13 protein-coding genes are annotated in these 12875 nt (G+C 51.2%); 10 read left to right on the plus strand and 3 right to left on the minus strand.

Features of this window, described 5'->3' with window-relative positions:
* Positions 1 to 7: 7 nt before the first annotated feature.
* The 6 genes from D3D03_RS02510 (at position 8) to D3D03_RS02535 (ending at position 5057) form a co-directional block, all read left to right on the plus strand.
* Positions 8 to 670: a 3-oxoacid CoA-transferase subunit B gene (locus D3D03_RS02510; protein WP_119922615.1), complete on the plus strand. Its 663-nt coding sequence runs from the start codon at positions 8 to 10 to the stop codon at positions 668 to 670.
* 5 nt (positions 671 to 675) lie between these two features.
* Positions 676 to 1452, plus strand: a complete 777-nt coding sequence (locus tag D3D03_RS02515; protein WP_119922616.1) for a 3-hydroxybutyrate dehydrogenase — start codon at positions 676 to 678, stop codon at positions 1450 to 1452.
* A gap of 13 nt (positions 1453 to 1465) precedes the next feature.
* On the plus strand, positions 1466 to 2656 hold the full coding sequence (locus D3D03_RS02520) for an acetyl-CoA C-acetyltransferase (RefSeq protein WP_119922617.1): 1191 nt from the start codon (positions 1466 to 1468) through the stop codon (positions 2654 to 2656).
* A 162-nt stretch (positions 2657 to 2818) separates the two neighbouring features.
* On the plus strand, positions 2819 to 3565 hold the full coding sequence (locus D3D03_RS02525; RefSeq protein WP_119922618.1) for a methionine ABC transporter ATP-binding protein: 747 nt from the start codon (positions 2819 to 2821) through the stop codon (positions 3563 to 3565).
* Complete coding sequence (locus D3D03_RS02530) at positions 3558 to 4220, plus strand: methionine ABC transporter permease (RefSeq protein ID WP_119922619.1); 663 nt, start codon at positions 3558 to 3560, stop codon at positions 4218 to 4220. Before D3D03_RS02525 ends, D3D03_RS02530 begins: the two co-directional genes overlap by 8 nt.
* Positions 4221 to 4238: 18 nt before the next feature.
* Positions 4239 to 5057 (plus strand): MetQ/NlpA family ABC transporter substrate-binding protein, encoded by an 819-nt coding sequence (locus D3D03_RS02535; protein WP_119922620.1) that lies wholly within the window; start codon positions 4239 to 4241, stop codon positions 5055 to 5057.
* A 94-nt stretch (positions 5058 to 5151) separates the two neighbouring features.
* On the opposite strand, the gene D3D03_RS02540 is transcribed toward D3D03_RS02535, so the two are convergent.
* Positions 5152 to 6096, minus strand: coding sequence for a DUF2268 domain-containing putative Zn-dependent protease (locus D3D03_RS02540; protein ID WP_119922621.1), 945 nt, complete (start codon positions 6094 to 6096; stop codon positions 5152 to 5154).
* 296 nt (positions 6097 to 6392) lie between these two features.
* On the opposite strand from D3D03_RS02540, the gene brnQ reads away from it, so the two are divergent.
* Together brnQ and D3D03_RS02550 are read left to right on the plus strand one after the other, a co-directional pair.
* Positions 6393 to 7733 carry a branched-chain amino acid transport system II carrier protein gene (gene brnQ, locus D3D03_RS02545; RefSeq protein WP_028106590.1) on the plus strand — a complete coding sequence of 447 codons (1341 nt, stop codon included), beginning with the start codon at positions 6393 to 6395 and terminating at the stop codon, positions 7731 to 7733.
* A gap of 181 nt (positions 7734 to 7914) precedes the next feature.
* A complete protein-coding gene (locus D3D03_RS02550; RefSeq protein WP_119923087.1) occupies positions 7915 to 8232 on the plus strand; it encodes an antibiotic biosynthesis monooxygenase in 318 nt (105 codons plus the stop codon).
* A gap of 42 nt (positions 8233 to 8274) precedes the next feature.
* On the opposite strand, the gene D3D03_RS02555 is transcribed toward D3D03_RS02550, so the two are convergent.
* Both D3D03_RS02555 and D3D03_RS02560 read right to left on the minus strand, forming a co-directional pair.
* Entirely contained in the window at positions 8275 to 9270 is a 996-nt protein-coding gene (locus tag D3D03_RS02555) for a FecCD family ABC transporter permease (protein WP_119922622.1), read from the minus strand.
* On the minus strand, positions 9270 to 10277 hold the full coding sequence (locus D3D03_RS02560) for a FecCD family ABC transporter permease (RefSeq protein ID WP_119922623.1): 1008 nt from the start codon (positions 10275 to 10277) through the stop codon (positions 9270 to 9272). Before D3D03_RS02560 ends, D3D03_RS02555 begins: the two co-directional genes overlap by 1 nt.
* A gap of 104 nt (positions 10278 to 10381) precedes the next feature.
* On the opposite strand from D3D03_RS02560, the gene D3D03_RS02565 reads away from it, so the two are divergent.
* Both D3D03_RS02565 and D3D03_RS02570 read left to right on the plus strand, forming a co-directional pair.
* Positions 10382 to 11866: a helix-turn-helix domain-containing protein gene (locus tag D3D03_RS02565; protein WP_119922624.1), complete on the plus strand. Its 1485-nt coding sequence runs from the start codon at positions 10382 to 10384 to the stop codon at positions 11864 to 11866.
* A gap of 87 nt (positions 11867 to 11953) precedes the next feature.
* Positions 11954 to 12871, plus strand: a complete 918-nt coding sequence (locus D3D03_RS02570) for an ABC transporter substrate-binding protein (protein WP_026833317.1) — start codon at positions 11954 to 11956, stop codon at positions 12869 to 12871.
* Positions 12872 to 12875: the final 4 nt, after the last annotated feature.

Below are 12875 nucleotides of genomic sequence, written 5' to 3' on the forward strand. Positions count from 1 at the left end.
AGATACTATGGCAACGTCTAGAGACATCATCATCAATCGTGCATTGCAGGAAATCGAGGACGGGATGTACGTCAATCTCGGCATCGGGATTCCGACACTGATCGCCAATGCGATTCCGAATGATCGGCACGTCATGCTGCAATCGGAAAACGGCTTGCTCGGCATCGGACCGTATCCGCTCGAACATGAAGTCGATGCCGACGAAATCAACGCCGGCAAAGAGACGGTCACGGCACAAAAAGGCGCGTCCTATTTCGACAGTGCCGAATCATTTGCCATGATCCGCGGTGGTCATATCGACCTCGCGATTTTAGGCGGGATGGAAGTCGCTGAAAACGGAGACCTCGCGAACTGGATGATTCCCGGCAAGATGGTCAAAGGAATGGGCGGAGCGATGGATCTCGTCAACGGGGCGAAACGGGTCGTCATCATCATGGAGCACGTCAATAAGTACGGCGAATCGAAAGTGAAGTCGAACTGTACATTACCGTTGACGGGGAGTCAAGTCGTCCACCGGTTGATTACCGACAAAGCTGTTTTTGATTTCACGGATGCCGGAATGGTCTTGATCGAGACGCTCGCCGGACTGACGGTCGAAGACATCCGCACCGTGACGGAAGCGAACTTCACGGTCAGCCCGGAACTTGAACGTATGCCAGTAGGGGAGTGAGTCAGATGGTCAACGGAGATATCGTCCTCGTGACGGGAGCAGGAAGCGGGATTGGTCTTGAAATCTCAAAGGCGTTCGCAGAAGCAGGAGCGAAGGTCGTCATTACGGACGTCAACACAGAAGCGGCACAAACAGCAGCGCAGACGTTGCAGGAAGCGGGACATGACGTGATTGGTCTGACGCTGAATGTGACGGATGAAACCCAAGTCCAGTCTGTGTTTGCCGAGACGATGAAGCAGTACGGTCGGATTGATGTATTGATCAACAACGCCGGTCTGCAACATGTCTCACCCATCGAAGATTTTCCGACGGAGAAGTTTGAGTTGATGATCAAAATCATGTTGACGGCACCGTTTATGGCGATCAAGCATGTTTTCCCGATCATGAAGGAACAAGGATACGGTCGGATCATCAACATGGCTTCGATCAACGGGCTGATCGGCTTTGCCGGAAAAGCGGCCTACAATTCCGCGAAACACGGGCTCCTCGGCTTAACGAAAGTGGCGGCACTGGAAGGGGCGGAACACGGGATCACGGTCAATGCCTTATGCCCGGGCTACGTTGACACGCCGCTCGTCCGCAATCAGATGGCGGATCTTGCAAAGACACGCCAGGTCGAATTGGAAAAGGTCCTCGAAGACGTGATCTATCCGCTCGTTCCGCAAAAGCGGTTGCTCGCGGTCGAGGAAATCGCTGACTATGCCTTATTCCTCGCCAGTCGAAAAGCGAAAGGCATCACGGGACAGGCCAATGTCTTAGACGGCGGATATACGATTCAATAAGGGGGAAGTCAGGATGAGTGAACAAGTGGTCATCGTCAGTGCGACACGTACGGCAATCGGCAGTTTTAACGGCAGTTTAAAGGATGTTCCGGCAACAAAACTTGGCGCAACGGTCATCGAAGCGGCACTCGGACAGGCGAATGTCGCACCAGCGCTCGTCGAGGAAGTCATCATGGGCAACGTCCTGCAGGCGGGACTCGGACAAAATCCGGCACGGCAGGCCAGTCTCCTCGCCGGTCTCCCGGAATCGGTCCCGGCGATGACGATCAATAAAGTCTGTGGTTCCGGCTTAAAGGCGATTCACCTCGCGTTTCAAGCAATCAAGTCCGGCGAGGCGGAGATCATCGTCGCCGGCGGGATGGAAAACATGAGTCAGGCACCGTACGTGTTAAGCGGAGCCCGGACCGGCTTACGGATGGGCGACCAGCCGCTTGTCGATACGATCATCAAGGACGGTCTGGAGTGTGCCTTTAACGACTACCACATGGGGATCACGGCGGAAAACTTAGCCGAGCAATATACGATTTCCCGGGAGGCGCAAGACCAGTTCGCAGCGACCAGTCAACAAAAAGCAAGTCAAGCCATCGAAGCGGATCGTTTCCAAGCGGAAATCACACCGGTTGAAATTCCACAGCGCAAAGGTGATCCGGTTGTCTTCGCCGAAGATGAGTTCCCGCGTGCCGGAACGACAGCGGAATCACTCGCACGTTTGCGTCCGGCTTTCAAGAAAGGCGGTACGGTCACAGCCGGCAATGCATCCGGGATTAATGACGGAGCGGCCGCAGTCGTCGTCATGTCGGCCCGCAAGGCAAAAGAACTTGGTCTGACACCACTCGTCGAGATCGTTGCAAACGGGACGTCCGGCGTCGACCCGAGTATCATGGGGATCGGTCCGGTCAAAGCAGTCGGTCAGGCGTTGCAAAAAGCCGGTCTGAGCCTGGACGCGATCGATGTCATCGAAGCAAACGAAGCATTTGCCGCCCAGTCGCTTGCAGTCGACGCAGAACTCCGATTTGATCCGGCGAAGTTGAACCGAAACGGCGGGGCGATTGCCCTCGGTCACCCGATCGGCGCCAGCGGAACACGGATCATGGTGACGTTGATCCACGAGATGTTAAGGACCGGGGAAAGCCACGGTCTGGCGACACTCTGCATCGGCGGCGGTCAAGGGATTGCGACGATCGTCAAGAAATACGAAGAATAATTAACATCGCTTAATCAAAATCTGGACTTCGGTTCAGATTTTTTGTTATTAAAATGATTTACTTGATTAGTGAAATGACGCGGGAAAGAAAAAAAGCATTCAACATGACAAAAATGGACAGCTTACGGTAAAATGAAACACGTTGTAAGGGGAGGGTGCCACATGATTTCATTACGAAACGTCGATAAAAGTTTTTCCAAACAACCCGTTATTCAGTCCGTCACCCTCTCGATTGAGCAGGGAGAGATTCATGGAATCATCGGAGCAAGCGGAGCCGGCAAATCCACACTGTTGCGACTGATGAATCTGCTCGAACGGCCGGATGCAGGAATCGTCGAGTTTGACGGGACCGACTTGACGACTTTGCCGAAACAAAAGCTCCGGAATGTCCGGCAAGAGATGGGCATGATTTTTCAGGATTTTCATCTCGTTGCAAACAAGACCGTCGAACAGAACATCGCCGTCTCGCTTGATCTGGCCGGTGTTAAAAAGAAAGACCGTATTGCCCGGATCGAGGAATGTCTGCAGTTTGTCGGCTTGGCCAATTTTTCCGGCAAGTATCCGACCGAGTTGAGTGGTGGTCAGAAACAGCGTGTTGCGATTGCCCGGGCGCTCGCGAACCGGCCGCGTGTTCTTCTGTGTGACGAACCGACCTCGTCGCTTGATCCGAGCACGACGTCGGAAATTTTACGGGTCCTGCAAACGATCAATCAAACGTTAGGCGTCACGATTGTCATCGTCAGCCATGAAATGAATGTGATTCAGAGCATTTGCCGCCGGGTCACGATCATGGAAGACGGACGGATTCGCAAGACGGTTGCGACGGAACCGACCGGAGTGACCGAGATCGAAAGTGATGCCGGCTGGTTCTTGACCCAATTGACCGAACGGGGGGAGACGCATGCCTGAGATCTTGATTACGTATGCCGCAGAAATCCGGCTGGCTATCGGACAAACGTTCGTGATGGTCGGCGTGTCGATTCTTGCTGCGATTCTGCTCGGACTTCCGCTCGGCACCTTGCTGTTCTTATCACGAAAGGATCAGTTGCTGGCGAATCGCTGGTTGTTTTCGGCTTTAAATCTGTTGGTCAATACGATCCGCTCGTTTCCGTTTTTGTTGCTCGTCGTCTTCTTGATTCCGTTTACGCGCCTCATCATCGGAACCGCGATCGGGACGGCGGCAGCGACGGTACCGCTTGCCATCATCGCCATCGCCCATTATTCGCGCCTCGTCGAGCAATCGTTGCTGGATGTCCCGAAAGGAATCATCGAGGCCGCGGTCTCGATGGGGGCTTCGACACGGGCCGTCGTGATGAAGTTTTTATTCGTCGAAGCCCGGTCCGGCCTTGTTCTGGGTCTGACGACGTCAATCGTCAGCTTCATCTCCTATTCGACCATCATGGGGGTTGTCGGGGGCGGAGGAATCGGTGACTTTGCTGTCCGATACGGCTACCAGCAGTTTCAGACAGAATTGATGCTGTATATGATTTTAATTATGGTCATCCTGGTGCAAATGATTCAGTTTGCCGGGACGACCGTAGCACGCTTGCTCGATAAACGTTAACCGAAAGTAGGAATTCAAATGAAAAAAATCATGATATTACTCAGCGTGTTTGTCCTGGCATTAGCCGGATGCGGGAACGCGGACAAGAACGACGAACAAGGTTCGACGGAAAAAACGGAGACGTTAAAAGTTGCATCACTGATCAAACCGATGACAGAAATTCTGGATCTCGTTAAACCCCAATTAAAAGAAGAGGGCATTAACCTGGAAGTCGTCGTCTTGAGTGATAACGTTCAACCGAACAGTGCGCTGGCGGCAAAAGAAGTGGATGCGAACTTCTTCCAACACGTCCCGTACATGGAAGAATTCAATCGGAACAACGATGCGAAACTCGTCCCGATTGAACCGATCTACTTCGCGAACTACGGTCTTTATTCGAAAGAATACAAAAAGCTGGACCAATTGCCGAAAGGTGCCGTCATCGCAATCGCGAACGACGTCTCGAACATCGACCGCTCGCTGGCTTTACTTGCCCAACATGATGCGATTCAGTTGAAAAAGAAAACCGGTCCGTATTACACGATGAAAGACATCACGGAAAACAAACGCGATTTTAAATTCAAGGAAGTGGATTTACTGATGCTGGCCCGTCTTTATGACGATGCAGATGCGGTCATCATGACGCCGGCCTATGCCTCACCGCTCGGTCTGACGCCGAAACAGGATGCGCTCGTCACGGAAGGCGTCGAGAATGACTTTGCGATCACGCTCGTTGCCCGTGAGGACAATCAGGATTCAGAAGCGATTCAAAAACTTGCGAAAGCGATGACAAGTCCGGAAGTTAAAAAGTTCCTCGAAGACAATTATGATGAAACGGCGATTCCGGCCTTTAAATGAGTGAACAACTGAAAATATCAAAACCACGAGTTATGTACCTTTTAACAGATACACAACTCGTGGTTTTTTTATCCTTATTCTGTCCGGATGCTGATTACCGGATCGTTAATTTTTTCGCATAATCGGTTTTTTCTAAAATATCAGCCGGCGGCATCTGGGTCCACTGGGCGACGGGAACATCTGGATTTTTTTGAATGAAATCCGTCATGATCATAAAGCCGAGCGTATATTTTGCAAGCGGAGGAATTTGTTTGTCATAGTTTCCAAATCGTAAATCGTCCTCGGTCACAGCGTTATTATTGACATGTGTTAATAGATTTTCTAATGTATGATCGAGCAACGGTTCGGTCGTTTCCGTTTTACCTTTTGGATAAACCTGTGCGGCAAACATGTCCGCTTCACCTTCCAACATGATACCGTTGAACATCGAGTCGTGCGTGATGCTTTCAAAAGCAACGGTATGGTGGTATTCGTGGGCGACGCTATTCGCCAGTGTATCTGTTGAAAAATCTTTTGCTAAGTAAAGGGTGAACATGTTTTTTCCGGAGGCGAAACCGCTGACGCCGCCGAAGCGTTGAAGATCGGTTGCGTTATGGACATTATAAGGCGCGACGAAGACCGTCAGCTTCTCTGTTCTCGGCAGTGCATCAATCGAAGTCTGAAGACTTTTTTTGATCTGTTGATGAATGGAATCTTGGTGTTTTTTTAAGTAGGCAATCGTTTTATTCAGTTCTTCGACGTTGTCGGTTGGAATTTCATAAATACGTTGGTCTGTGTAGGTATCTGTCAGTTTTTCTTTTTCGATCCATTTGTGTTTCGCAGCCAAAACATGTTTTTCAAATAGTGCGCCATTCTCGGTCGGCTCTTTTAACGTTGCATCGACGTACGATTGATATTCGTCGTAGAGCGGAATGATTTTAATCGTCTGTTCATCTTGCTTGAAGGTCAGTCCCGGTGGTTTTACTTTTTCGGCTTCCGGTGTGCTGGAACAGCCGGCAAGCAGACTTGCTACCGTCATGCCAATCAATAATCGTTTCATCAAAACCCCTCCTTTTAACCAAATATACCACAAATATCCATACGTCAATTGAGGGTAAAAGATTCCTCTTTTCTGAACTGAGTCAGATGAACTTATGTTACCGATTACATCATTCGAGCGAATCAGCGATCATTATTTTAGAAAAGGGTGAAACAGCAAGGTTTTTTAAGAAATGTCAGAATATTCACCAGATAAACTCCTAGCACGAGGTCACAGACCTATGTTATCCTTTCGAACGAAGTACCTGATTGATGGATCAAAACAATCAGGTCGTAACTAAATCGTGGGGGTTTCTTATGTCTAAAACAGTTCCAACATCCTTTATTGTCGTCATTGGTATGATGCTGTTTGCCTTGTTTTTCGGAGCAGGTAATCTGATTTTTCCACCGATGCTCGGTCAGATGGCAGGGGAGCAAGTCTGGGTCGCCAATGCCGGGTTCCTTGTCACAGGCGTCGGTTTACCGTTACTTGCGATCCTAGCGTTCGCCTATTCCGGTGAAGCGGATTTACGGGCGATGGCGTCACGGGTCCACCCGGTCTTCGGTCTTGTTTTTGCCATCATCTTGTACTTAGCAATTGGGCCATTTTTTGCGATTCCGCGAGCCGGAACCGTTTCTTATGAAATCGGGATCAAACCCTTTTTCGGAGAGTCGGCTTCCTCAACACCACTGTTGATCTTTTCGATTCTGTTTTATACGCTTGCCTGTCTGTTGTCGCTGAATCCGACAAAAATCGTTGATGTCGTCGGAAAGATTTTGACGCCGATCAAGATTACATTCATCGGACTGTTGATTCTCGTTGCCGTCATTAAGCCGATCGGAAGTTTTCAGAATCCTTTGACGACGTACCAACACAACGCCTTTTTTAATGGATTTCAGGAAGGGTATTTAACGCTTGATGCCCTCGGAGCGTTTGTCTTCGGCATCATCATCATCTCGGCAATCAAGGAAAAAGGGGTCACGTCGAAAAAACAACTGCTCATCATCTGTTCGAAAGCAGCCTTGATTGCGGCAAGTTTGTTGGCCGTCACCTATTCGGCCCTTGCGTTCATGGGGGCTTCCAGTGTCGCCAAAATCGGTCCGTTGAAGAACGGAGCGGAAATCTTGTCTGCCGTCTCCGATTATTATTTCGGTTCGTACGGCTCGATCTTGCTTGGTTTGATGATCACGGTTGCGTGTCTGACGACAAGTGTCGGACTGATTACTGCCTGTGCGTCATTCTTCTCCCTCTTGTTGCCACGGATTTCATACGTCAAGTGGACGATTGGACTGTCGATCTTCAGCGCGCTCGTTGCCAACATCGGTCTGACACAGTTGATCGCGATTTCAAAACCGGTTCTGCTGACACTTTATCCACTGGCAATCTGTCTGATTTTCCTGACGTTTTTACATTCTGTCTTTAAAGGAAAACCGGCTGTCTATCAGGGAGCGATGTGGATGACATTTGCCGTCAGTCTGTTTGATGGACTGAAGGCAGCGGAAGCACCGGTCGGACCGGTCTTACGCGTATTTGAAAACGTGTTGCCGTTTTTCTCCGTCGGGCTCGGTTGGGTCGTACCCGCCATCATCGGTGCCGTCTTAGGCGGATTATTCGGGCGGAAAAAAGCCGACCGTACGGAACAATCACGCGTTGCCTGAATAACATCTAAAGTGTATAGCGTTAAAGCTGTTTCGATCTCGAATCGAGACAGCTTTTTTGCTGTCTGCCCAATCATCATCGATGGAAACAAATTGGAATGGTATTGACAAAGAGAACAGGATCGATGATATAGTAGTATTGCAAATGAGATTCATTATCAATTAAAGAGGAGTGGTTTTTCTGTTTATTCAACTTAAAACAATCCGGGTGGAAACCGGTCATGCCGAGTCGATGATTGAACGGTTCGCAGGCGAAGGCATCATCGAACGACAACCCGGCTTCATCGATCTCAGTGTCCTGCAAAAAAAGCGAACGCGGGGCGAGGAAGAAGTCATCGTCTTGATTCGCTGGGAATCGGAACAGGACTGGAAAGCGTGGGAGACGAGTGACGTCCATCTTGCAGGTCACCGCGCGCGTCGTGGTCAACCGGCACCTTCGTTTATTTTAGGAAGTGATCAGCAGTATTACGAGGTGCTGGGGCAAAAAGGCAAACGCTGAGAAAAAGACCGATCCGTCCACTTGTGGCGAATCGGTCTGCCTTCATTTTCGGAACAATAATACGATGAAATAAGGTGCTCCAAGAATTGCGATGACAATCCCGACCGGAATGTCGGCCGGAGCAAGCAGATTTTTCCCAATCAAGTCGGCGAGCAACACGAGCAGGCTGCCGAGCAGGGCGGCGACCGGAATCAGACTGTAATGGTTCGGTCCGACAAGACGCCGGGCGATATGCGGGGCGAGCAATCCGATAAAGGAAATTCCGCCGCCGGCAGCGACACAGGAACCGGCAAGTGCGGCAGCAATCAATAAAATCCGTTTCCGTGTCCGCTCGACTCGGAGTCCTAACGTCTGTGGGAGCGAGCCGCTCAGTTGCAACAGATTCAACGACCGGCTGTGTAAAAAGGCAAGCGGCACCAGGCAGATGATCCAAGGGGCAAGCGTCAAGACGGATGCCCAATCCGCCTGCCAGATGCTTCCGGTCAACCAGACCGTCGCCTGCTGAAAATCGCGCGGATCCATCTTCAACTGAAAAATGATCAGGAGGGCGCCGCACAGCGCGTTGATTCCGACCCCGACCAACAACAGACGTCCCGGTTGGACCGCTTTTCCCGCCAACCGGTAAATCGTCCAGGCGACAAGTGTCGCACCGAAAAAAGCGACGAACGGCAGAACTGGAAGTTGATGTGTAGCGGAGCGGAAGAAAAACAATGTCAAGACGACAGACAGTCCGGCACCGGCATTGATTCCGAGAATGCCGGGATCGGCGAGGGCATTGCGTGACATCCCTTGAAGTAATGTTCCGGAGACAGCCAGTCCGGCACCAATCAACAAGGCGAGCAGCATCCGCGGTAACCGGAGATCGATGAGAATCAATCGTTCCGCTTCCGTTCCCTGTCCGATCAACGTTCGGCCGATCGCCCCAAACGAAACGGGAAGAATTCCGGTCGACAGACTGTACACGAATGTCAAAACGAGCAGACTACATAAACAAAACAGCGTCAATCGCGCCTGTTTTACGGCATGCCAGACATCCATCAGACGGACAACTCCTTTCGGCGGGCGAGATAAAGGAAGTAGGGGACACCGACCAAGGCGGTGACGGCTCCAAGCGGGGTTTCGAACGGCGGATTAATCATGCGCGCCAGCAAATCGGAAGCAATCAATAACGTCATGCCGAACAGGGCGCTGACCGGCAACAACAGGTAATAGTTCGTCCCGACCAAAAAGCGGCTGATATGGGGAATGATCAAGCCGACAAAGCCGATGACACCGGCGACCGACACGGCAACACCGGCAAGCAGGACGATGCTGCAAAATCCCAGCAGCCGGACTTTCGTCAACGAGGAACCGAGCCCGGTCGCAACGTCTTCTCCGAGCGAGAGGACGGTCATGCTGCGGGCGATATGTAAGGAAATGAGGAGGCCAAGCAGGACGACCGGGAGCAAGACCAACACGTGCGCCCATTTTGCCCCGGACAACCCGCCGGCATACCAAAAGCTGAGATCTTGGGCGACTTGGTGAAACAGAGTGATGCCGGTCGACAAGGCGCTGAATAAAGCACTCAGGGCCGCACCGGCTACGGTCAACGTGACCGGTGAAAAGCGGCCACGGGCAAACACCGTGATCAACAGAATGACGGTTGTCCCAAGTGCAGCGCCGCCAAACGAAAAGGCAAGCGAAGTCACAAATGAATGCTCCGAGACAAAGGCCAGCGACAAGGCGACTCCAAGTCCTGCTCCGTGGGTGATGCCAAGCAGGGAGGGATCAGCCAGCGCATTCCGGGTCAACCCCTGCATCATTGTCCCTGACAGCGCCAGAGCAATGCCGACAAGCCCGGCGCAAATCAGACGCGGAAGCCGGACTTCTTGGACGAGTTGATGCTGCAAATTATCGGCGTCAAAGGCATGAAACGAGGCGAGGACGGTCGCCCGGGAAATCGGCACGGCACCATAAAACAAGGACAGTGTACTCAATAGCGTGAGCAGTCCAACCGTGAGAGCAACAATCGTCAGGATCGAGCGTGGTCGAACGGATGTAGTCATAGACGTCTCTCCTTTTTAATTGAGAATCAGATTCATTATCAACGCGATTAAACGTACATCGAAGACCAATTTTTTGTCAAATGTTTTTTTAGGGAGTGGGCAGGATGGAGTTACAGATCAAACCGTTACCAATCGAGAAACATTGGTTGCTTGAAGGCGACCGGCGATCAGTCAAGCCGGGACTGGTCATCGTTGTTGCGGGGAGCGGATTTTTATACAGCAACCGGCACCGGTTATACCCGGGTGACGCCGTCTGGATTGAACAAATCGACGAGGTGTTGCCGGCTGGGAAAGAGACCTGTTTGTTTTACCACCTGACGTTGACGGGACACCGGTGTGCCCTGTACCGGCAAGATGCGGACATCCTGCATGACTGGTTACGGCAACTCCGTGTCAGCCCGAATTCGGAACAGGAAGGGTTGACTCAACTACGAATTCTCTATCAATTGCTTGAGACATTGAACCGCGAACAGGAGAATCACGTCTTTGAGGAAGTGGTCACTTCGTGGCTGAGGGACTTGTCGACGCAACGGTCCGTCCATGAGCTGGCGCTTGATCTCGGAATGTCGGTACCGACATTTAACCGGCTGTTCAAAGAGCGGTATCACGCAACACCAAAAGAATATGTGACGCAATTGCGGATCCGCACGGCAAAGGAGTGGATGCTGGCTTCACACGAAATGACATTGGCGCAAATCGCACAAAAAGTGGGATTGCAGGATGAATTTTATTTCAGCCGCCTCTTCAAAAAACGGACCGGTTTGTCGCCGACCCATTTTTTACAACGGATCACGCCCCGGATCGGGATTGCCAGCCGGCTTTTGTTGCAGGATCATCTGTTGGCACTTGGTCTGCAACCGATCCTCGCACCGAGTTATCCGACGGAATACGGAGCAAGCGGATTACCCGTGTTTTTGACCGGACTAGACGGAACCCGGTTGTACGACGCCAATCAACCGCTCGAACGGGAATGGTTCGAGACGACGGCACTCGATTTGATTATCAAGACACCGAGTTTAGAAAAGGGTCAGGATATCAGCTGGTTGCCGGCGGATCATGTCCTTGAACTGCCGCATCAAACCTGTTGGAGTGATTATCTCCGACTGATTGCTGCCGCGACGAATCGGGAAGACCGGCTCGAGCCGATCGCCGCGCAGATTACAGCGCTCGAACAAACGGTCAAGGAACGTTTGGCGTGGAACAAGACCGGTACATGGGCCGTCGTCTGGATTCGACCGGACGAGGTGCGGTTATACGGTACGAAGGAACATACGATGCTCGATTTTTTATTTCAGGATTTGGGTCTGACACCGACACCGGGATTACCGGAAGCCATTTATGAAATCGTCACGCTGGAGACGTTACAACGAGTCAATCCCGAAAACCTGCTGATCTTATGGAGTCAACCGGTTGATGTCGAGCGGATTCAGCAAGAAGAGTCGTGGCAAACTTTGCAGGCGGTCCAGCGTCATCAAGTCCATTATCCGGACAGCGTTGATTGGGATCCGTGGGGACCACTCGGACGCACCCATATGCTGAAGCAATTGTTAGAGTACATCGAAAATGAACCACGCTTGATTTGTCCATGAAAGTTGATCGGTTCGTCCATGTCGCTCTTTAGTGATAATGATTATCATTACTAGTGAAGAACGAGAGTGAGAGGGGAAAAGAACCACATGAAAAAAATCATCAGTGTCACATCCGTCCTCGCGACGTGTGTTGTATTAGCCGCCTGTGGAGGCGAGGCAAGCGAACAACCGACAAAAAAAGCCGCCGCCGTCCACACCGTTGAACATATTTTTGGAAAAACGGAAGTTCCGAATGATCCGAAAAAAGTGGTTGTCCTGTCGCACGTCTCATGGGAAGGATCGCTCGTCTCCGTCGGTGTCAAACCGTATGCCGTGATGGCGTACGATAATGAGTTTCCACCACACTTGACGAAAGAACTCAAAGGAACGAAGGCGTTGCCGTACGCGGACGAAATCAATCCGGAAGAAATCGTCAAACTGGATCCGGACTTGTTGATCATCAGTGACCGGTACAAACCGCTGTATGACAAACTGGCGAAAACGATTCCGACGGTCGCCGTCGAGGTGGGTGGTGACTGGAAAGAAGATCACCTGAAAGTCGCGGAAGCGGTCAACAAGAAAGAAGAAGGACAAGCAGTCATCGATGACTTGGCGAAAGAAGCAAAAGACATCGGTCAACGGATCAAGGAAAACGTCAAGGACGAGACCTTCATGGCGGTCTCGGTCAACAAAAAAGATATTCGGGTCTACGGTCTGACGAACCACGCGACGAACTCGCTGCTGTTTGATGATATCGGACTGACACCGACGAAAGGTCTGCCAAAAGACTTCGGGGAAAATATTTCGATCGAAGGACTGGCGAAATATAACCCCGACCACATCATTGATCTGTCGTACTTCAACAGTGGACCGTACTACGATGAAGTGACGAACGGGAAAGTCTGGAAAGGGCTGACAGCAGTCAAACAAGATCAAGTCCACCAATTGTCGACGACGTGGGGCTTCTGGGATCCAATCGAACGTCAAAAAGGATTAACGGAACTGGAAGACGTCTTATTGAAATGACCAG

The organism is Exiguobacterium sp. RIT452 (assembly GCF_003598705.1).
In the GTDB taxonomy this organism is placed as follows: domain Bacteria; phylum Bacillota; class Bacilli; order Exiguobacteriales; family Exiguobacteriaceae; genus Exiguobacterium_A; species Exiguobacterium_A undae.